The organism is Neisseria sp. (genome assembly GCF_030523955.1).
Classification (GTDB): domain Bacteria; phylum Pseudomonadota; class Gammaproteobacteria; order Burkholderiales; family Neisseriaceae; genus Neisseria.
Genome location: NZ_JAUNHL010000031.1, coordinates 12,320 through 33,575 on the forward strand (window position 1 = coordinate 12,320; position 21,256 = coordinate 33,575).

At 48.6% G+C, this 21,256-nt stretch carries 19 protein-coding genes, 1 tRNA gene and 1 pseudogene; 14 read left to right on the forward strand and 7 right to left on the reverse strand.

Annotated features, from left to right (window positions below; genetic code table 11):
* Positions 1-203: 203 nt before the first annotated feature.
* From Q4C79_RS07890 to Q4C79_RS07900, 3 genes are all read left to right on the forward strand, one after another.
* The gene (locus tag Q4C79_RS07890) at positions 204-1,157 is read left to right on the forward strand and encodes an L-lactate dehydrogenase (protein WP_303090473.1); all 954 of its coding nucleotides are present in this window, start codon (positions 204-206) and stop codon (positions 1,155-1,157) included.
* Positions 1,158-1,290: 133 nt separating this feature from the next.
* Positions 1,291-2,877: an L-lactate permease gene (locus Q4C79_RS07895; protein WP_303090474.1), complete on the forward strand. Its 1,587-nt coding sequence runs from the start codon at positions 1,291-1,293 to the stop codon at positions 2,875-2,877.
* 209 nt (positions 2,878-3,086) lie between these two features.
* Positions 3,087-4,067 carry a hypothetical protein gene (locus Q4C79_RS07900; protein WP_303090475.1) on the forward strand — a complete coding sequence of 327 codons (981 nt, stop codon included), beginning with the start codon at positions 3,087-3,089 and terminating at the stop codon, positions 4,065-4,067.
* Positions 4,068-4,191: 124 nt separating this feature from the next.
* Here the strand turns inward: Q4C79_RS07900 and Q4C79_RS07905 are convergent, their stop codons facing one another.
* Positions 4,192-4,560 carry a hypothetical protein gene (locus Q4C79_RS07905; protein WP_303090476.1) on the reverse strand — a complete coding sequence of 123 codons (369 nt, stop codon included), beginning with the start codon at positions 4,558-4,560 and terminating at the stop codon, positions 4,192-4,194.
* Between the two features lie 263 nt (positions 4,561-4,823).
* On the opposite strand from Q4C79_RS07905, the gene Q4C79_RS07910 reads away from it, so the two are divergent.
* Positions 4,824-4,899: transfer RNA gene (locus tag Q4C79_RS07910), tRNA-Lys, on the forward strand.
* Between the two features lie 325 nt (positions 4,900-5,224).
* Here the strand turns inward: Q4C79_RS07910 and Q4C79_RS07915 are convergent.
* From Q4C79_RS07915 to Q4C79_RS07925, 3 genes are all read right to left on the reverse strand, one after another.
* On the reverse strand, positions 5,225-5,947 hold the full coding sequence (locus tag Q4C79_RS07915) for a hypothetical protein (RefSeq protein WP_303090477.1): 723 nt from the start codon (positions 5,945-5,947) through the stop codon (positions 5,225-5,227).
* Positions 5,901-6,137, reverse strand: a complete 237-nt coding sequence (locus Q4C79_RS07920) for a hypothetical protein (protein ID WP_303090478.1) — start codon at positions 6,135-6,137, stop codon at positions 5,901-5,903. Before Q4C79_RS07920 ends, Q4C79_RS07915 begins: the two co-directional genes overlap by 47 nt.
* A gap of 114 nt (positions 6,138-6,251) precedes the next feature.
* On the reverse strand, positions 6,252-7,337 hold the full coding sequence (locus tag Q4C79_RS07925) for a metallophosphoesterase (RefSeq protein WP_303090479.1): 1,086 nt from the start codon (positions 7,335-7,337) through the stop codon (positions 6,252-6,254).
* Positions 7,338-7,506: 169 nt separating this feature from the next.
* Here Q4C79_RS07925 and Q4C79_RS07930 point away from each other — a divergent pair, with 169 nt between their 5' ends.
* From Q4C79_RS07930 to Q4C79_RS07945, 4 genes are all read left to right on the forward strand, one after another.
* Positions 7,507-8,241: a dienelactone hydrolase family protein gene (locus Q4C79_RS07930; protein WP_303090480.1), complete on the forward strand. Its 735-nt coding sequence runs from the start codon at positions 7,507-7,509 to the stop codon at positions 8,239-8,241.
* Between the two features lie 86 nt (positions 8,242-8,327).
* Complete coding sequence (locus Q4C79_RS07935) at positions 8,328-8,765, forward strand: cytochrome c (RefSeq protein ID WP_303090481.1); 438 nt, start codon at positions 8,328-8,330, stop codon at positions 8,763-8,765.
* A 331-nt stretch (positions 8,766-9,096) separates the two neighbouring features.
* A complete protein-coding gene (locus tag Q4C79_RS07940; RefSeq protein WP_303090482.1) occupies positions 9,097-9,477 on the forward strand; it encodes an MAPEG family protein in 381 nt (126 codons plus the stop codon).
* Positions 9,478-9,856: 379 nt separating this feature from the next.
* Positions 9,857-10,687, forward strand: coding sequence for a hypothetical protein (locus Q4C79_RS07945; protein ID WP_303090483.1), 831 nt, complete (start codon positions 9,857-9,859; stop codon positions 10,685-10,687).
* A 939-nt stretch (positions 10,688-11,626) separates the two neighbouring features.
* On the opposite strand, the pseudogene Q4C79_RS07950 reads toward Q4C79_RS07945, so the two are convergent.
* Positions 11,627-11,760: pseudogene (locus Q4C79_RS07950) on the reverse strand (IS1595 family transposase); the annotation flags it as partial.
* A 175-nt stretch (positions 11,761-11,935) separates the two neighbouring features.
* On the opposite strand from Q4C79_RS07950, the gene Q4C79_RS07955 reads away from it, so the two are divergent.
* Positions 11,936-13,186 (forward strand): NAD(P)/FAD-dependent oxidoreductase, encoded by a 1,251-nt coding sequence (locus tag Q4C79_RS07955; RefSeq protein WP_303090484.1) that lies wholly within the window; start codon positions 11,936-11,938, stop codon positions 13,184-13,186.
* Between the two features lie 338 nt (positions 13,187-13,524).
* Positions 13,525-15,297 carry a Na/Pi cotransporter family protein gene (locus Q4C79_RS07960; protein WP_303090485.1) on the forward strand — a complete coding sequence of 591 codons (1,773 nt, stop codon included), beginning with the start codon at positions 13,525-13,527 and terminating at the stop codon, positions 15,295-15,297.
* Positions 15,298-15,370: 73 nt separating this feature from the next.
* Here Q4C79_RS07960 and Q4C79_RS07965 read toward each other — a convergent pair whose 3' ends face one another.
* Positions 15,371-15,634 carry a helix-turn-helix domain-containing protein gene (locus Q4C79_RS07965; RefSeq protein ID WP_303090486.1) on the reverse strand — a complete coding sequence of 88 codons (264 nt, stop codon included), beginning with the start codon at positions 15,632-15,634 and terminating at the stop codon, positions 15,371-15,373.
* Between the two features lie 75 nt (positions 15,635-15,709).
* Here Q4C79_RS07965 and dndC point away from each other — a divergent pair, with 75 nt between their 5' ends.
* From dndC to Q4C79_RS07985, 4 genes are read left to right on the forward strand one after another with little or no spacing between them, the layout of a single operon-like run.
* Positions 15,710-16,858 (forward strand): DNA phosphorothioation system sulfurtransferase DndC, encoded by a 1,149-nt coding sequence (gene dndC, locus Q4C79_RS07970; RefSeq protein WP_303090487.1) that lies wholly within the window; start codon positions 15,710-15,712, stop codon positions 16,856-16,858.
* On the forward strand, positions 16,855-17,076 hold the full coding sequence (locus Q4C79_RS07975) for a DNA modification system-associated small protein (RefSeq protein WP_303090488.1): 222 nt from the start codon (positions 16,855-16,857) through the stop codon (positions 17,074-17,076). Before dndC ends, Q4C79_RS07975 begins: the two co-directional genes overlap by 4 nt.
* Before the next feature lie 3 nt (positions 17,077-17,079).
* A complete protein-coding gene (locus Q4C79_RS07980; RefSeq protein WP_303090489.1) occupies positions 17,080-19,128 on the forward strand; it encodes an AAA family ATPase in 2,049 nt (682 codons plus the stop codon).
* An 11-nt stretch (positions 19,129-19,139) separates the two neighbouring features.
* The gene (locus tag Q4C79_RS07985; protein WP_303090490.1) at positions 19,140-20,714 is read left to right on the forward strand and encodes an FtsK/SpoIIIE domain-containing protein; all 1,575 of its coding nucleotides are present in this window, start codon (positions 19,140-19,142) and stop codon (positions 20,712-20,714) included.
* Between the two features lie 72 nt (positions 20,715-20,786).
* Here Q4C79_RS07985 and metG read toward each other — a convergent pair.
* Positions 20,787-21,256: methionine--tRNA ligase subunit beta (gene metG / locus Q4C79_RS07990; protein WP_303090491.1), on the reverse strand; the 470-nt coding region annotated here is incomplete at its 5' end.

A 21,256-nucleotide genomic window follows, 5' to 3' on the forward strand; every position in this document is an offset into this window, starting at 1 on the left:
TGAAAGCCGTTTCAGACAGGCATTTGTAACTTTACAACCAATAAATTAAACTGCTGTTTGAGTTAGCTTATCGCTATCTAGTTTTATTTCAAAATACTCTGCTAATTTTGATTTAAAACAGGTTTTCCACCCCCCGTCTTGATGTAGAATTATTTCATTAAAATTTTATTGTTCTTATCGCTTGTAATTTTCAGGAGAGAGTCATGACCACCAAAGTAGGCAACAAAGTCGTCATCATCGGTACCGGCGCGGTCGGTATCAGCTATGCGTTCGCCGTATTGAACCAAGGTACCAGCGATGAGTTGGTATTGATTGACTTGAATGAAAAACGTGCCCACGCCGAAGTTCGCGATTTGCGCCACGGCGTGCTGTATGCCCCCACGCCCACCAAGGTAAAACAAGGCACTTACGCCGATTGCGCGGATGCGGACGTCGTATGTATCTGCGCCGGCGTACCGCAACGGCCGGGCGAAACCCGTCTGAACCTGATCGACAACAACCTAAAAGTATTCCACAGCATCGTCGGCGAAGTGATGGCTTCCGGTTTTAAAGGCATCTTCTTGGTTGCCACCAACCCGGTAGACGTACTTTCCTACGCCACTTGGAAGTTCTCCGGCCTGCCCAAAGAACGCGTAATCGGCTCCGGCACCATTCTGGATACCGCCCGTTTGTGCAACTGCTTGGGCCAATCATTCGATGTCGCACCGGTCAGCATAGACGCCCACATGATCGGCGAGCATGGCGACAGTGTGATTGCCGCTTGGAGCACCGCCAACATCGCCGGCATGTCGCTGAAAGAAGCGCTGGAAAAAATGCCCGACGGCGAAGCGAAAATGACCAAAATCCATGCTGACGTGCGCGACGCAGCCTATTCCATCATCGAAGGTAAAGGCGCCACCTACTACGGCATCGCCATGGGCTTGGCACGCATCACCAAAGCCATTTTGCACAACCAAAACGTGGTGCTGACCGTATCCGCACTGCTGGAAGGCGAATACGGCGAACAAGACGTATTCATCGGCGTACCGGCCGTGGTCAACCGCCAAGGCATCACCCGCATCATCGAAAAACCGCTCGACGATACCGAATCCGCCCAATTCGCCAAATCCGCCGGCATCCTGCGCATGTATCAGGAAAAAGTATCAGAATACCTGTAACACCCGGATGATACGAAGGTATCCTTTGTAAAACGGGCAGCCCGGTATTCACGGCTGCCCGTTTTGTCTTCAAACCCTACTCCGCCCCGCTTCACGAGAGCTTACGCGGAGCCGTACAGCGAGTATTGATAAAATGTTTTCCGCTACTTTCGACCCCCTAGGCAACATCCGGCTATCCGCCGCCGTTGCCGCCGTTCCGATTATTCTGTTTCTGCTCAGCCTGACCGTGCTGAAAATGAAAGGCATCCACGCCGCCTTGCTGACGCTGGTAGTAACACTCGTTCTTTCCTTCTTCCCCTTCGCCCTGCCCGCCAATGTGGCGCTGGCCGCCGTGGTACAAGGCATCGTACAAGGCATGTGGCCGATCGGCTATATCATCATCATGGCGGTATGGCTGTATAAACTGACTGTCGATTCCGGCAAATTCGAAGTTATTAAAGGCAGCCTCGCCATGGTTTCGCCCGACCAACGCATCCAACTCTTGCTGATCGCCTTCTGTTTCGGCGCATTTTTGGAAGGTGCTGCCGGTTTCGGCGTACCGATTGCCATCTGCGGCGTAATGTTGGCCGCGCTGGGCTTCAACCCCTTGCAAGCTGCCATGTTGTGTTTGATTGCCAACGCCGCCTCCGGCGCATTCGGTGCCATCGGCATTCCGGTCGCCATTATCGATACCTTCCATTTGGAAGGCGTCACCGCGATGGACGTATCCAAAGCCACCAACACCACCCTGCCGTTCATTGCCGCCAGTACCCCCTTCCTACTGGTCTGGATACTCGACGGCTTCAAAGGCATTAAAGAAACCCTGCCCGCACTCGTGGTTACCTCCGGCGTTTTCACCGTTTGCCAAATGGCCGTTACCTATTTCATCGGCCCCGAGTTGGCCGACATCCTGCCGCCGCTGCTCTCGCTGATCGCACTGGCCGCACTGTCTACCCAATGGCAGCCGAAAACCGTATTCCGCATCAATGCGCAAGACCAAGATGAAACCACCCGCCACAGCTTCGGCGATATTCTATCCGCTTGGGCGCCGTTCTACATCCTCAGCGCCTTCGTAATCGTATGGAGCCTGCCCGCATTCAAAGCCCTGTTCAAACCCGACGCCATCTTCTCGTTCACCAATCTGAGCTGGGTACTGGCCACGCAAGGCGATAAAAAAATCGGCATCGACATCGGCCTAATCAACACCACCGGCACCGCCATCCTGATGGCCGTGATTGCCACCATCCTCATTTCCGGCCAATCACTGGGCGTTGCACAAGCACTGGCCGACTTGAAGAAAACCGCCAAAGAATTGTGGTTGTCGATTGCCACCATCTCCTTCATCCTCGCCATCGCCAAACTGACCACTTATACCGGGATGACCCAAGCACTGGGCGAAGCCGTTTCTGTAACCGGCGGCGTCTTCCCGCTGCTCTCGCCGGTATTGGGCTGGATCGGCGTATTCATGACCGGCTCGGTAGTGAACAACAACACCCTGTTTGCCCCGGTACAATCCATCGTCGCCCACCACCTCCACATCGACCCCGCCCTGCTGGTGCAAGCCAATACCGCCGGCGGCACCATGGCCAAACTCGTTTCGCCGCAATCCATCGCGATTGCCACCGCCGCCGTCGGCAAGTCGGGCCAGGAATCCACCCTGCTGAAAATGACGCTCAAATACAGCGTAGGCTTGTTACTGTTTGTCTGCATCTGGACCTTCATCCTCACGCTGATACTTTAACACCGGCCGCACCAAGCCCTGCCCCAGCAGCAGGGCTTTTCCATGCCTGTCTGAAACCGCCTTTTGTAATCAAAAAACAGCACTTCATTTATTTTCAGACAGGCATAGCGGTTTACAAGATACAATCCGGCTTTCTCAACAGAAAACCCAAATTAACACAGCCCTTCGTTATAATCCCGCATATAAAAAACCTAATGAATCAACAACGAATGAATAAAATGCTCCCCAACATGCTGGCCGTTTTAATCGCCGGCAGCGCCCTCAGTGCCCACGCAGCCCCCACCTATATCTGCCAGATTAACGGCAAAGCCAGTTATTCCAGCGAAAAGATCAACTCCAGCTGCCGCCTTTCCGAAATGAACGGCATCAGCGAAGAGTTGGCCGACAGCCGACAATTATTAAACAAACCGGCGGCCGAAAGCGGTAAGCAACCCACCACAGACACAGCAGCGAAAGCAGCAGAAATAGCCAACGCAACCGCCGCTGCACCTTCTGCAACTGCCGCAAGTTCCACGATAACAGAGAGCCGCGAACCGGCCACCAATCCGCTACCGGCTCAAACAACAGAATCCCCCGCCGCAGAAGCCCCTGCCGAGCCCTCATGGCAATTATTCGGCAAATCCGACTATTTCGACGTTATCCCCGATCCGGCAGGAAAAACAAAAGTCGTACCCACTTTGGCCCAAACCTCCAACCCGCCACAAACCACAGAAAACACAAACAACACAGCAGCGGCCAAACCAAGCGCACCCGCCGCAGCCGACACCCCAGCGGGCAAGTCGGATGACCAAAACGGCAGCGACACCATCACCAAAATCTGGGAAAAAGACCAATTCGGCTCCTACGACGACATCAAAATCATGCCGCGCACCGAAGCTTCCGACAAACCCGCCTCGCTGGATGTCAAACTCCGCAACCAACCGCGCAAAACCACTACTGTCCGCACCCTCATCAATAACCGCCGCGCTCCGGTTATCACCCCGCCGCCCCAACCGGCCAAACCGCAGTTAAGCCGCAAACAAATATTGCAACGCGAAATAGCCAACGAACAAGCCGCCTTGATACGCGCACAGGCCCAATTAGCCAAAGCAAAAAAAGCCGGCGGCAACACCCGCGCACTGGAACAAACCGTGCGCGACCGCCAGGCTAACGTCCGCGCCATTCAAGGCGAATTAAGCCGCTCACGCTAGGTCGCGTCGTCAGAATGCTTGTAAAGCGGTTTATTTAAGGAAAATCCGCAATAGTTATAGCGGCTTAAAAACAAAATACCTGTCTGAAAAACTTTCAGACAGGCATTTTATCGAACAGCCAAAATTAGTTCGGCTTAGCTTCAGAAGCTGCTTTTTTTGCCGCATTGATCGCATCTTCAGCCGCATTTTTCGCATCAGCCGCCGCTTTTTCCGCATCGGATTTCACATCCTGAGCCGCAGCCTTAGCATCGCTGGCCGCAGCTTTAGCCGCATCCTTCACTTCACCGGCTGATGCTTTTGCATCACTAGCAGCGGCACGAGCCGCTTGTTTAGCATCAGAAGCCGCGCTAACAGCCGCACTCTTCGCCTCACTGGCAGCATTCTTCACATCGGAAGCCGCGCTTTGCGCCGCATCTTTCACTTCTTGTTTGGTTTCTTGCGAACAAGCCGCCAAAGCCAAAACCATCATACCGGCTGCTAACCATTTTTTCATTGCGTGTATCCTTGTGTTTGTCATAAAAAATTATGGTTTTAGACATACCGCCCGCCAAAGCAATCTAATCGGCAAGAGATATAGAATCGTTTAAAACGCCGCATTCTAACATAGAATAATCCGAGGGATAAGATATTTAAAACATCGTACCAAGAAATAAAATATGCCATTTACCCAAAATCTTACCCTTGCCCACCCTTCAACGAAACCGAATTTTTCTTGACACCACCCTGTTACGCAATTAGAATCCCCAGCTCTGTAACGGGTCGTTAGCTCAGCCGGTAGAGCAGCGGACTTTTAATCCGTTGGTCGAAGGTTCGAATCCTTCACGACCCACCAAATTACACAAGCCTAAACAATCATTGTTTAGGCTTGTTTGCTTTTGCGGCCTTCAATTGCTGTGTCCGATTGACGTACAAATTTAGTATTCTATAGCAGATTTAATTAATTTTCGATACAAGGCAGCAAGCCGCAGACAGTACAAGTAGTACGGCAAGGCGCAGCAACGCCGTAGCGAAAGTTAAGTTAATCTGCTATAGCGGAAAAACTTATTGTTGCCACAAAAAGCAAAAAACACAGGTTGTTGGTGGATTGTGCTGTTTGCATCAGCCATTTTTTATCTCCATAAAGTAAGTAAGTGAGTTCCCTTAATCGGGTTTGGGTTTTAACACACGTTCAACAAAAAACGTGAGATACCTATATTATCTGGGCATTTGACGGCACGAGACCAAGGGGCTTGGGATGAAAACTTGGCCCCATAACCCAAGCTGGGTTCGAACGCATAAATCGTTTTTTCCGCCAATAATTCCCCGGTTTTTAAATCCAGCACTTTCAAAGTGGTGCCGGCAATCCAGATCTTTCTTAATTCGGGGTCGACATTATTTTCATAAGTAAACGCATAGCGGGCAGGCCGCTTGGGATTGGTTTCTTCAGCCAAAGGTTTACGATTAATATTCCAACCGCCACGATAACGGATAACCGATTTACCATCCGGCTGTAATACATCTACATAGCGGTAACGTGGCAGGTATTTGCTGGTTGGCAATAAGTTACCTTCATAAGCCATTCCCTTCCCCGTACTAAATTGTAAAAAATTATTAATATAATACTTTTCTACATTATTGCTTGAGGAAGATCCGCTAAATGCCGCAGCATCCTCCCACATAGGATCACGCATCTTGCCATCCGTGTATTTCTCCCGTACCCTCAACAGCATAAGCCCTTCCACATTGCTCACCGTCCGGTAAATCTTCTCCTCTGCGGTTTGGCAATGCCGGTCAAACACCGCCTTGGCGGCTTGGTAGCGCCGCTGGTATTCCTCTTCCTTCCGCTTCTCTTTTTTAATCTCCTGAAGCAAGGGCAGGATAAACAGCGCGGGAACCGCCACCAATACCGCCAGTACCGATACTACTTTTGCCCCTTTGCCAAACGGCAGCCTTTTCCATACCACTCTCAGTAAAAAGCCTCGGCCCCCAATAGCTCAATAAAATCAGTTTGCCTAAATCATCAGTTGTAAACATCGGATGTCTTTCAATGTGTGGTATGAGTGTCAAATAAAATAAAAGCGCTGCCTGCATCGGCTATGCCGATTGCGTGGCTTCGCTTTTGTTTTGTGCGTTTAATCGTACTTTCAAAAATATCAGCAAAAACCAACACCCAAATCAGATACCATTGGGGTAAAAAACGTTTTTCTATTCAGCGCAACCGTCTTTCCCACCATATCCTGCTGTTGCCGCTACCTCCCCGTTATCAAACACCAGTGTTTTTTCCGGCCAGCGCAAGGCGGCGAGGCGGAGGCGGGAATGTTGCGGCGCAACCGGCGGTTCGGCGCTACGGTCGCGCCAGCGGGCGCCGACCGAAAAATCTATGCAGAATACGTTGTGCTTGGCTCCCAGCCAGCGGTTGCCGGCTTCCGGGAACAAATCTTCGCGCGAAGAAACCACTTCTTGCCCGTCCCAACTTCTCCAATAGTGGCCGACCACCACCGCTACATCGTCGGTGTAGCGGTTCCACCATGCATCACGGCCGCTGAAACGCCAGCGGTTGCCGGCGAAAAAAGGGGTTTCCAATTCTCTTTCTGCGCCGCTGGTGAGCGTGCGGATCGGATGTTGCAGGCTGCGGCGTAACTCGAAGCGGGCAGTGGCTGGCATGGGCGGCGGCGCTTCGTGGGGATTTTCCAGTGCCTGGGCATAAACTTGCTGTTCGTGCAGGTAGTCGGCATACCAATCGCAACGGCCGGCTTCGCGATGCAAGGCTTCGTCCCAACGGCGGTAGCTCTCGGCCACGCCGTCGGCACGTATGCCCTGCTGCAAAGCGGTAACCGATTCGTTTATCCAAGCGGCGTGCACGATGCGCAAATCGCTGCGCTGCAAAATTATCGGCATTTGCGACAGCCAAGCGATTAGGGGACGGTGTTCGCCCTCGGGCAACATCTGCCAAGGCGCATAAAAACGGCTGTCTTTGGCGGTGCGCTCGGGGAAAAACCAGCCGGAGCCGTCTTTCGCATCGCCGATAATGGCGTTTAATTCATGATTCCCCAGCACCATCCATGCATTGCCGGCATCGTGTGCGCGCTTGAACCAAGCGAGCACGGCAGGGCTATTGGGGCCGCGGTCGCACAAATCGCCGACAAACACGAGCTTTCTGTTTTGCGGATGATTGCCCGCTTCGTCGTAACCCAAATGCTTCAGCAAATGAAGCAGCGCCTGCCACTCGCCGTGTACATCGCCGACGATATCGAGCGCTCCTTCGGGCAGGGTTTGGACAGGCTGGTACATGGCGGAAATCCTTTATGGTTGGCGCTCGACGGGAAGGGCAAAATCGTGTTTCTGTTGCGCCGCAATTATAGCAATTTTGCCGGATAGCACATACAATCAGTATTCCCCAAGGGCATTTTGCCCGCTTCTGCCTGTTGCAGCCCTCTTAAACCCGATTCAGGAGACCGCTATGCGCATTATCACCCGTACCATTTCTTACACCACTTCCGACGGCGTTACCCTCAAAAGCCACTTTGCCTGCCCTGCCGATACGCCGCACGAATTATCCGGCGTGCTGGTAGCGCCCGAATGGTGGGGCTTGAGCGAGCACGCGAAAAAAAGCGCCGAGAGGCTGGCCGAAGCCGGTTATGCCGCGCTGGCCATGGATTTATACGGCGATGCGCAGTTAACCGATGATGCTTCTGTTGCCTCCGCTAACATGAACGCCCTGTTGGACGCGCCGGAAAAATTGGAAGAACGCACCCGTTTGGCGCTCGAAACCTTGCAGGCGCAGCCCGAAGTGAACGCGTTGAATCTGGGCGCCATCGGTTTCTGCTTCGGCGGCAAAGTGGTGCTGGATATGGCCCGCCGCGGCGAACCTTTGAAAGCGGTTACCAGTTTCCACGGCCTGCTCACCCCCGCCGCCCCTGCGATCGAGGGTATGGTTAAAGGCGAATTGCTGATTGAAAACGGTACAGACGACCCGCTGGTACCGCCGGAAATGCTGGAAGCCTTTATCGCCGAGATGGATAAAGCCAAGGTCGAATACCATATCGATAACTTCCCCAACGTGCGCCACGGCTTCACCAATCCGCAAGCCACCGCCAACGGCGTCAAAAACAACTTTGACGCACTGCATTACGACGAAGAAGCCGCCAAGACCAGCTGGCAGAATATGTTGAACCTATTGGAGCGCAAGCTTTGATTTAATGGTTTTCAGACAGGCATGCTTTGCAACAATGCCTGTCTGAAAAATAAGAAATGCAATCAAACAATCAGCAAGGAACCACCATGAAAAAACGTTTCTGGGCACTGGCCTCCTTGGCGCTTGCCGCAGGCTGGGTACATGCCGATGCGGGCGATGTGAAAGCCCGTCAGCAATATATGAAAGAATGGCGCGGGTTGAACAAACAAATGGGCAATATCATCAAATCGAGCCATGCCCAATCGTTTCCCGCCGATGATTTTGCCGCCCTGGCCGCCCAATTGAGCAGCACCGCCAACGAACCTTGGCAGCATTTCGGTGCCGACAGCCGCGGCAGCGATTCGGAAGCGGCGGATGCCGTATGGAACAAACCGCAAGCGTTTCAAGCCGCCATCCGGCAATTCAACCAATCGGTTGCCGATCTGGATCGGGCAGCCAAAAGCGGGCGCTACGATGCCGTGAAAACGGCTTATTCGCAAATGGCGCAAAACTGCAAAACCTGCCATCAGGCGTTTAAAGATTAGGGAGTGTAGTCAGAATGCTTGTGAAGCGGTTTTTTGAGGAAAAATCCGCAGATGCAAGGCAAAAAGCGCAGCAAGATTGAACTTCTTGCGAGCATTTTAGCTTCGCAAGTCCGCTACGCTACCTAACGCAGCAGATGCGGATTTTAACCAAAAATACCGTCGCAACGCTTTCTGACTACACTCCCTAAGTTTTGCCAAGGTATTTTATCGTCAATCAACTTAAGATTGGCCGGAGTATCTTGAGCTTAAGCAACATGAAATACTCGGGTCAAACCCGCGTGTGAAAAAGCGGTTATTCAGTGAATTATTCGCTATATTTTAAGGAGTGATCATGAACTGGGTTCATATTGTGGCATTGCTGGCGCTGATGCAATTTATTTTCTTTGGTTACCTGGTTGCCCGCGCCCGCTCCCAATACAACGTAGCCGCCCCCAAAACCACCGGCGACGAGCGTTTCGAGCGCATTTTGCGCGTGCAAACCAACACATTGGAACAATTGCTTATCTTCCTGCCCGCATTGTTTATCGCCGCCGAATATTGGTCGGAAGGCGTCATTGCGCTGTTGGGCGCAGTTTACCTGATCGGCCGCACGGTTTACTGGCGCGCCTACACCGCCGACCCCAACAAACGGGCGTTCGGTTTTATGCTTACCGCCGCCCCTTCTTTTGCTTTGATACTGGCAGGGCTGGCCGGCGCGGTGTTTATGGCTTAAATAAGTTGCCAAACAAAATGCCTGTCTGAAAACAAGCTTGCGCGTTTTGGCGAAGCGAAAAGTTTTCAGACAGGCATTTTGTTTGGCAAGAACGGCTTTTATAATCAATCTACTTAATTAACTGTTCCGTCATATTCGGGCTTATCCCGAGTATGACGGAACAGTTATGTAAGTTAATCCACTATAGGTAACGTATAGCGGATTACTTAACTTTTTCTGCGGCTTGCTGCCTTACATCGAAAAAGCGTGAATCCGCTATAGTCAAAATCTTCGTTTTGTAAGAGGCTTATCAATTTGATATTAAAGTAAGACATTCATTTAATTAACTAATATTATTATATATTTTAAGAACAAGATTTATTAAGAAGCCTAAGGGGTAATGATGGCATCGGTATTTTTTATCTTGGTTGTATTGTTGATTTATTATTTTGAAATCAAATGGCGGAAAAAACATAACAAGCCGTTGAATAAAGGCAAGCCGATTTATGGCGGGCAGTATATTGTATTTTGGGTGCTGGGTAGTGTTTTTGTAATGGTTGTCAGTTTTTCTATTGCTCTGTTTTTAGAGAAATACTGGGATCCGATTCTGATCAATTCCTATTTAATCTTTGAACACATTTTGCGTGGTATCTATATCGGTTATGTATCATCAGAGCCGGATATTTTAAGGACATACCTGCTAACTGGTCCCATAAGTACCAATAATAATCTGACTGTATCAGAGAAGGCCTTTGTTGATTCTGTTGTTCAATATATTGAGAACCATAAAACGGTACCCTATGAAGAAATTATTCGAACTGATGTAGCTGTGATATCTCTTCTTAGTTTGTATAGGCTGCAAATCCTCATCGTAACAGCGCTTGCCTTAATCTTCGGCAGAAAGTTTATTTACGCCCCTTTTTTTGAAATGACGAAAACAGAGGGCTTTGCCGTTCACAGATTCAGCTTGCTGCTTCAGATAGGAGTATCTGCTTTATTTATCTTTGGTTGGATATGGTTTATTTTTGTAGTGCCGATGCACAGCATCGATTGTCCGACACGGGCGATGTCATTTTGGTGCTCGAATTTAGGCGCGAAAAGTACGCCTTATATCAAGTTTCCCACCTTATTGCTGTTTTACTGGATGTTTTTGTTGATATTGATTAATGCCATGACCCAAGCGATTTTAAACGAATTGGGTTATGTAAAACATAAGGAAGGGGATGATTAAGCATGAAAGACTTTAAAATATTTCAACACTAAGATGAATATGCACTACTTAAACTAATAAAAAGGTACCATATATATCTCATTGTTATAACTAATTTATTTTTATGGGTGACGGGCTTTTATCAGATAGCATTTCTTATACTATTAGTAGTATCTATTTATGTTTGTACAAGATTTTACAGCCCTGTATCTTTTGACCATGGTTTTATTTTGTTAATAAAAACAATAATATTATGTCCATTAATCTTAACCATTGCTTTCTATATGATAATGGAGATGTACAAAGTAGAGATTGTTTTTTTAAACAAACGTTAATTTATTTTTTGATTGCAACCGAATATCTGTTTGTTTTTTTCTTTCGCACATCTTCACTGGATTATCAACTACTTTGGTTGACTTAACTTCTATTTGGGAATATCAAAATTTTTCAGAAAATGTGATTAATTATTATTTACAACCAAGATTTAAGTTATTTATTCTATTTGTTTTTTTCATGGGCCTCTACGTGTTAAATAAATTATTCCGATTTTCTTTTAATGAAAAAGGGGTATTTTTTAAGAGTATACAAAAAGGAAATCGCAACATAAGTAGAAAAAAAATATATATTCAAGTTTGTTTTTGTGGTTTCATTGCTTTTATTTTTCTTCTGGCTTTACTATATTTAAATTTACAACATACCCCAGGAGCATTAACAAGACCCAATCGACAATATTCATTTAACTTTTTCTCGCTCCAGAATAAATTTTTTTATATCAATCTTTATCTGTCTTTCTTCATATATACCAAGCTTTGGCTTGGAGGGGCGTTTTTTATTCATTTAGCTGTTTGTTCTGCTTTAACTCTTAAGGAAAAATAATATGAGCATTCTATCACCGCTTAATTAATGTTAATGCTATTCAACAAAGCCAAGATCAGCAAGTTTCTTTAGTAGTTGATGAAATCGGCAAAACAGCATGGCTGAGTTGGCCTGAATACCGAGTATATTGGCTGCGGCACGTGCTGTAACTTCCAATACAAAAAATTGGAGCAATTTCCGCTATGTAGATTTACGGTGTTGCAACGGGTTATCTTCATTTTCTGAACGTAACCTAATTGCTAATCTACGTCAGCCCTCTTCATTATTTTCCCCAGCCCGGCTGTGAATCCTTTGCCGCTTTATCCGCTGCCAATGCCTGTCTGAAACACTTAAGCGGCAGTCGGCGAAATAAGCTAATATCAGTCTGCTGATTCCAACCGCTTCTTGAAACCCATGACCCAAACTGTTTTCCACACCCTGATTATCGGTGCCGGCGCGGCCGGTATGATGTGCGCCGCCCGTATCGGCCAGAAGGGGCACAGCGTCGCCCTAATCGACCACGCCGTAAAAATCGGTGAGAAAATCCGCATTTCAGGCGGTGGCCGCTGCAACTTCACCAACCGCCGCATCGACGGGCACGACGGCTCGCCCTATTACGTATCGCAACAGCCGCGCTTTGTGCGCCACGCCCTGTCGCGTTACCGTGCGCAAGATTTTATCCGTCTGGTGGAAGCATACGGCATTGCCTACCATGAAAAACACAAAGGCCAAATGTTTTGCGACGGCAGCGCACAGCAAATCATCGACATGCTGCAAAACGAGTGCGCCCGAGGCAATGTGAGCTGGCATACCGGCTGCACCGTTACCGCTGTCGGCAAGCTGCCGGCGGATTCGGCGCAAGGCACACGCTTTGAAGTCCGCACGGATCAGGGCGTTTTTCACTGCCGCCATCTGACAATCGCCACCGGCGCTCTGGCGGTACCGGCAATCGGTGCCACAGCGTTCGGCTACGAATTGGCCAAACAATTCGGCCACAGCATTATTCCGCCCGAAGCCGCGCTGGTGCCGTTGCGTTTCGAACACTGGGCGCAGCAGGGCTTCGACCATCTGGCCGGCATCGCGCTGCCGGTGCGTATCCGCACCGGCAGCGGCAAACAGGCAATGGCGTTTGACGAAGATTTATTGTTCCGCCACAAAGGCTTGAGCGGCCCGGCCATTTTGCAGATTTCCAGCTATTGGCAGCCCGGCCAATGCCTCTCCATCGACCTCGTGCCCGATATCGATCTGGCCGATGCGCTGTGTTCCGGAAAAAGCGACCAGAAAATCCAGCTCAATACCGCGCTGAAACAGCTCTGCCCCGCGCTACCCGAGCGCCTGCTCGACTTTTGGCTCGCCCGACCCGAGTTCTCCCCGTTTGCCGCACAAAAATGGGCGGACATCCCCAATGCCGTGTTGCAACAACTGGGCCGCAGCCTCAACAACTGGACACTGCTGCCCAGCGGTTCGGACGGCCACAAAAAAGCCGAAGCCACCCGCGGCGGCGTAAATGTCAAAGAAATCGACCCGAAAACCATGCAAAGCAAGCTGCAACCGGGCCTCTATTTCATCGGCGAAGTGATGGACATCACCGGCTGGCTCGGCGGCTACAACTTCCAATGGGCGTGGGCATCGGCGGTATGCGCAGCAGAAGCCATAGCGGATTGAATGCCTTGAATACAAGGCGGCAGTCAACCAAGTTAAATATACGGGATACTCGGATCAAGCCCGAGCATGACGGAATACCGACCCAAATGTCCATTAAGCCACATTTGCAGAAATAAAAAGGCTTTTTGCAAAATATCAAATTGTTACAAAACCAATCGTTTCACGATCAAATGCCTGTCTGAAAGTTATTCAGACAGGCATCATACACGGCAGTAAGCAAGCGGTTTTACTCACAATCCATACCATATGGATAATTACCCGTGCAGGCTGCAAGTTTTATGGCATCGCTCCCTCATTTCTGTTAAAAATACCCTCTTTATCATCCGCCCTTTGCCATCATGCCGATTATCCGCAAAATCTCCCCCAAAATGATATTGGGCATACTCTTGTGTATTGCGCTGGCCTATTCGTTCTGGTTCAGCCCGTCTTGGCTGCAACTTTGTTACGGCCTCGCCCTGTTTCTGTTCGGCATGCAGTGTATCGAAGAAGGCTTGCACAATGCCGCCGGCGGCACGCTCGAGCGGCTGATGGAAAAAACCACCGCCTCGCCACAAAAAGGCCTGTTGTTCGGCATCTTCGCCACCTTTATCCTGCAATCAAGCACATTGGTTTCCCTGCTGACCATCGCCTTTTTGAGTACCGGCCTGATTACGCTGGCCGGCGGTATCGCCGTTTTGCTCGGCACCAACCTCGGCGCCACCAGCGGCATCTGGCTGCTGGCACTGGCCGGCCAGAGCATCAGCCTTAGCCCGATTGCGGTACCGATACTGGTATTCGGTATACTGGCCAGTTTTTTCAACAAGAAAGCCAAGGCCATCGGCCGCGTATTGGTCGGCATCTCGCTGATTTTCCTCGGCATCGATGCCATCAAATCCGGCTTTCACGACATCGGCGGACAAGTCGATTTCGCCAACATCCAAGTCAGCGGCCCGGCCGAAATCGCCATTTTCACCGGCATCGGCCTGCTGCTCACCTTGGTTTTGCAATCCTCCCACGCCACCCTGATTCTAACGCTGGCGGCTCTGGCGGGCGGCCAAATCAGCATCGCACAAGGCTTCGCCATCGCCATCGGCTCCAACGTCGGCAGCAGCGCCTCCACCGCCTTTGTCGGCATGTTCAGCAGCGAGCGCAACGGCCAGCGGCTGGCTTTGGCGCACCTGATTTTCAACTGCGTAACCGCCATACTCTCGCTGATCCTGTGGCTGCCGCTTACCCGCTTCGTTACCTACACCGCCGATTTCACCGGCCTCAACAGCCTGCTGCAACTGGCGCTGTTCCACACCCTGTTCAACCTGCTGGGGCTGGCCGCTTTCTGGAAAATCCAGCAACCCTTTGCCGCCTATCTGCGCAAATGGCTGCCCGACAAAGCCAAACAGGAATTGCAGCCCGAGCGCACCACCAAGTTCAAACCACTGTATTTGCATGAAAACATGCTGCGCTCCGGCGACACCGCCCTGCGCGCACTCTTCAAAGAAATCCGCCATCTCAACGATTTGGGCGTGGAAGTGATTTGCCACGCACTCTACATACCGGCCGATCAGCTCGATACCGTTTGCGCCACACGCGAAATGCCGCCGCCCGAGCAAAAGCTGGAATTGAACGTACAATCGTTTTACGATGCCGAAATCAAACCGCTCTACAGCAGCATTCTGGAATTCGCCAGCAAAGTCAAATTAGACAGCCATGAAAACGATTACCAAGAGCCGATGAGCACCGCCCATCTGGCCGCCTTCAAAACCGTAGAAATCATCAAAGAAAGCAAACACCTGCAAAAAAACATGCACCTTGTACTCTCCGATCCCGAATCACCCGTATTTCCGGATTACATGGCATTGCGCGCGAAACTGATGAACATCCTCTGCCTCTACCACCACACCCTGCCGCTGGCCGCCGACGAGAGCCAATGGGGCGAACAAAGCGAACAAATCCAGCTGATGCAGCAAAGCATCGACGAAATCGAAGGCATGCGCGAACAAGCCTTCACCCAACTGCGCCAAGGCCTGCTCACCAGCTGGCAAGTCTCCTCACTGATGAACGACATCAACTACGCCCGTTTTATCGGCAACGGCCTATTGGAAATCTTACAAACCGCCGGTAAAGAATTGGCATAAACCATTTGCCAAAACCAATGCCTGTCTGAAAAGCTTTTCAGACAGGCATTTACCGGTGCTTGCCAGTTTACTGCTAAGTTATCCTGACATTTCTTCTTTCAATGATAGTTCTCAGCACATTTGATGCATCCCATTCCAAACCTTTGCAATATTCTACAAACTCAAATATATCCAATCGTCTATCTCCCGTTTCTACCTTACCCACAAACGAATGAATCACATTCAATCTATCGGCCAAAGCACGTTGCGACAAACCCAGTTCCAGTCGACGCTGAATTAGGATTTGCCGCAGATACATATGTTCGTCGGAATGAACGGAAAGGCGCAGGTTTGTCATTGCACCGATTTTAGGTACAATACTATTTGCACCTGTTTTAGGTTCAAATCAATATTTTAACTATCAGCCGAATTAATGACAGCCATCCCTATTCTCCTTGAAACACCATTTGACGTTATCCATAACGGAATAATCGACGAGTATCTCAGTAAAGTGCAGAGTTATCCGTGGATCGTTACTTTTTCTGGCGGCAAAGACAGTACTTTAGTCGCCCATCTTGTATTTGAGGCGCTACTGGAACTGCCTCCCAGTTTGCGGCAAAGGCAGGTTTATTTTGTTTCCAATGATACGTTGGTTGAAAGCCCTCTTGTGGTGAAGCATATGCGCGACACTTTAGAAAAAATTCTAAATGCCGCGCAAATATATAAACTACCTGTTCACGGGCGTGTAACTACGCCGAAAATTTCTGAAACCTTTTGGACACTGTTAATTGGCAAAGGTTACCCATCACCCAATCGTAATATGCGCTGGTGTACTGACCGCCTCAAAATCGAACCGACCAGCACATTCATTAAAGAAACTGTTGATGCTAATGGTGCGGCCATTATTGTTTTAGGTGTCCGCAAAGATGAATCCTCTACCCGAAAAGCCAGTATCAACAGCCATAAAAATATCGGCAACACCAACCTCACACCACATGGCAGCTTACAAAATGCCTTTGTTTACCGACCTATTGTTGATTTGTCTACCGACGATGTTTGGGAATTTCTTGCATCCCACAACCCGCCATGGGGCGGTACGCACAGCGAACTAATCAAACTTTACCGCGAAGCGGCGGGGGGTGAATGCCCAATTGTATTATCACAGGAGGAAGCGCCGGGCTGCGGCACCAACTCCAGCCGTTTTGGCTGCTGGACGTGTACTGTAGTCAATAAAGATAAAAGCCTGCAAGGTTTTGTGGATGTAGGCAAAACCGAATATCAACCGCTGCTTGAATTTCGCGATTGGTTGGTAGAAATCCGCAACAAGCCTGAATACCGCCAAGTTGAACGGCGCAACGGTACGGTAACCATTAAAGGAGGCAAACATATTCCCGGCCCGTTTACGGTGGAAGCACGGCAGATGATTTTGCGGCGGCTGCTCGACATTCAGACAATCTACGGCAGCGAACTGATTTCCCAGGAAGAAATCGATTTGATTAAACAGATTTGGGCAGAAGATTTGATTCAGTTACACAGTAAGAAAAAACTGTCTGGAAACATTTTGATAAAGGAAAACCAATGACTCCCGAAACACAAGAACAAATTAGTGATTTGCTGCTGTGGAGCGATAAAGAATCGCATGAAATTTTAAAAAAGGTAGCCACCGAACACGGCATAGAAATCGATGCCTTGGCCGATTTGGTAGCTTGGGAGCGCGAAGAGCTCGAAAGCATACGCCGTCGCCAAATGAATGCAACTTTTGATGAAATTTTTGATAACGAACACTACTGGAGAAAATAAGGCATGTGGATCAGCAAAATCAAACTAAAAAATTTTAAATCCTATGCCGATGCAGAATTTACGTTTCCCGAGCCATCGGATAATAAAAACATTGTACTTATCGGTGCACAAAACGGTCACGGCAAAACAACCTTGTTAGAGGCAATTTATTTGTCACTCTACGACAAAGACGCGGTTAGCTATTTCAAACGTGCCGGTTTGAGCAGTGATGAGGTTTTATACCCGCGCTTTTTGAGCCAAGCTCTTTTTCATGAAGCAAACGACCGCTTTGGTTTGTATCAAATGGAACTGGAAATCGAAATAATGCAGCGCAAGCGTGGCCAGTTGGTTGGCTTGAGAATTGGCCGCAAATGGTTTTTCAACCGCAACCGAGAATGGGACGGTAGCAATAATGAAGTACGCGCCAGCCTGATTTCAGACTGCCGCGAACAGCCGATAGCCGAAGAAGAAATTAAACATTACCTCAATGATTACGCCTTACCTTTTGATTACGCACCTTATTTCTTTTTTGACGGCGAGAAAATCAGCCAAATGGCCAAAGGTTCGGTCAGTGGTGCCGGCGAATGGTTGGGGCTGGCTTTACAAGGTTTACTAGGTGTGCATTTATTAGGCCGTTTGAAAGATGATTTGAAACGCTATCGCACAAGTTTAATCAGCGCAAATGCTTCGCAGCGTGCAGTACAAGATTTGCAGAAAGCCGAAAAAGAGCTTTCACAGTTGGAAACTTTATATGGCATTTTGAAAGAACAATTAGAAGATGCATTAGCTGAAAAGCGGAATTTAGAAGAACAATTTGAAGAGTTGACTGCCCAACTTGGCGGCGGTTCGGATATTGAAACATCAAAAGATTTACTGGCAAGAAAAGAAAATCTCATTAAAAGGCGCGAAAATTTGCGCAATACAGTTCAGCATGCAGTATTAGCTTTACCTTTGGCTTTATTGCCATCTGAACGTTTAGAAAAAATTTCCAATACTCTGACTGCCGATTTAAACCGTTTAAACCATGAAGCAGGCCGTAACCAGGTTTCTTCACGCCTAGAGGATTTTTGGCAGACTTTTGTCGGCAGCGATAAAGTTAAGGAAGTATTGGGGCGTTCAGCAGAAGTGATTCTGCAAGACCCGTTAATGAAAGAAGCGGTTGATGATTGTTGGAAACGGCTATTTTATCCCTTGCCACCGAATTGTGCCGACCCTATTCAGCACAATTATCTTTCCCAACAAGCAATTGCCAAAATCCAAGGCGAAATTGACAACCTTACAACTATATCGTCTGAAAAAATTGAAGATGTTTTGGCGGAAATCAACATTATCGAACATGAAGAAAAGCAGCTTGATACGCGTTTAGAAATTTTACGCCATTCCAATCATGAAGATTTAATAGAACAGTTAAAAACCGTACAGCAAGATTTGAATGAAAGCACAAATAAGGTCGGCCAATGCGAATCCAATGCAAACCGCCAGCGTATGCAGATGGAGCGCAAACAGCAAGATGTCGAACGCTTACGTAGCGAAATTGAGAGAAACAATCCAAAACTGCTGAAATCAAAGCGGGCGGAAAAAGTCGGCCATATGATTGAAGCCTTAAGCAAGGAATTGCTGAAACAGAAAAACGAGCTTTTAAGTGAGGCGGCCACACGGATTAACCACGAACTTTATACTGACGAGCGCATTCACAAAATCCATATCAACGACAACGGCAAAATGGTCTTGTTCGGCCGAAACGGTGCGGAGTTTAACGGCGCATTATCTGCAGGCCAGATGCAGATTCTGATTATGTCGCTGGTATCAGCTTTGGCAGAAGTAACGCGCTATCAAGCACCATTTGTAATTGATACACCGCTAGCACGTTTGGACAATCAACGCCGCAACAATCTATTCCGCCATTGGGCGAAACTGAATCAGCAGGTGATTTTGCTATCTCAGGATGCCGAAGTAACCCCTGCAATTAAAGAATCATTACAGGCTTATGTCAGCAAAACTTATCTAGTGAAAGCCGATATTTTGGACAGCGTTGGCGCACGCTCTAATATTACTGAGAACGCTTATTTTTAAAAGAGAAAACCATGTATCAAATCGAAAACGGCAAGGAATGGGACGAAGAACTCTACCACACACTAATGGATAAACGTATCCGTTCCAGTAAAGAAGCCAAAGATATCAAACAGAAATTGGAATATGAGGGTGCGCTGCCTACTTTACCTAATCATTACGATTGGCTAATGTTGTGTGTGTCCTATTGTTTAATTCATAGATATGGGCAAAATGAGCAACGAAAAATCATACCGGCTCCTGATACGGCAGGTACAGAAATTTCTTCAGGCGGATTTAAAACCGCATTTCAGGAATATCATCATTTGTGGCTGGCGGTATTGAGCGATACTCTGTTTGAAATCAAAGGTAGCCCTTGTACGGCCAATGACTTGGGCGATTATATCCATAACCTTTGGCATACTGGCGCGGTGGAATTGGATAAATTTTGGCAGCGTTGCAAAGAATTTAAGCCGGATTCTGAATTAGCGCAACGGCAGGAGTTTTTAAGTGAGCTGGTGAAAATGGCAGCAAAGAACTCGGAGAAACGTAGAGTGATAAAGTCTCCGAATAGTTTCAGTTCCAGTTCTGATCCAGTAAGGCCGTTGGAAAGCGATTTGGTCCAAACCATGACCAAAGTCCTGCAAAGTATGGGAAAGGGTGTACAGAGGCTGGTATTTCAGGAAAGTGGGGTACGCTATGATTTTTATCTTTTGCAGTTTTCCGAGTACAACGATTGGGACAAAATCCATGAGCGGTTTTGTTCGGCATTGGGCATGGAAGAGAATGCGGTGGTGGCCGAACGCAAAACGGGGTTGTCACACGCTTATAAATTAAAAATCAAACGTCCTGAAAATACTTGGCAGCATTTGGATAAAGTATTTTTGCAGACTGCCTTGCAACAGTACAGCGGTAATGCTGTTCTGCCTTTGTGTTTGGGAGCTGATGAAATAGGTAAGCCTGTATTTGATGATTTGCACAAAGCGCGCCATATTTTGGTGGGTGGTACAACAGGAGCAGGAAAATCTGTGATGGTTCGCACTTTGTTGCACAGTTTGTTTGAGTTAATACCGTCTGAAAAAGCAGAAATCGCTATTTTTGATTCTGCTAATGATTACGCCGTTTTCAAAGACAAGCAGAATTTGTGGAATGGTGAAATTCACGGTAATCGTGATGAAACGCGCGGCTTGTTGGAAACATTTGTCGAAGAAATGGACAACCGTTTAAATATGCTGAAAGAATACAACGCAACAGAAATTCGCTTACTGCCCGAAAATATTCGGCCAAAATATCTGATTATTCTGGTGGAAGAACTGGCTGCTTTGTTGGATAACGATAAAGAAGCGGAAAAGCCATTGGTTCAGCTTTTGCAGGAAGGCCGCAAAACCGGTATCCACCTGATTATGGCAACTCAAGAGCCTGACTCCAAAACATTTAGCGCGCGACTTCGTGCCAATATTCCAAGCAGAATTGCGTTGAAAGTATCCAAACCAGGTTCCTCGGAAATGATTTTGGGAGAGACCGGTGCCGAAAACCTGCTTGGTAGAGGTGATCATTTAGTTAAATGGGACAACGGCACACCATTTTTCCTACATGGTTTTGATGTGTAAGGTTTATTTGAAACTAAAGGCCGTCTGAAAGTTTTTTCAGCCGGCCTTTTTTCATCATTACGCTAACAGGCGTTAACCCACCTTATCCCCCGGCTGCGCTCCCGCATCCACATCCAACAGCTTCAGTTTGCCGTCGGCGGTGGCGGCGGAAAGGATCATGCCTTCGGATACGCCGAATTTGGCCATTTTGCGCGGGGCGAAGTTGGCGACGGCGATGACCATGCGGCCGTTGAGTTCGGCGGGGTTGGGGTAGCTGGCGGCGATGCCGGAGAAAATCACGCGTTGTTCGAAGCCGAAGTCGAGGTCGAATTTCAACAGCTTGGTGCTGCCTTCGACGGCTTGGCAGTTCAGCACTTTGGCCACGCGCATGTCGATTTTCATAAAGTCGTCGAAACTTGCCTGTTCGGCGACGGGGGTGTATGGGTTGGTTTCTGCGGCCGGTGCGGCTGCGGCAGAGGCCGTACCACTGGCAGGCTGCGCACTCTGAATGCTTTGTTTGTTGGCTTCGATTAAGTCGTCCACTTGTTTTTGCTCCACTCGTT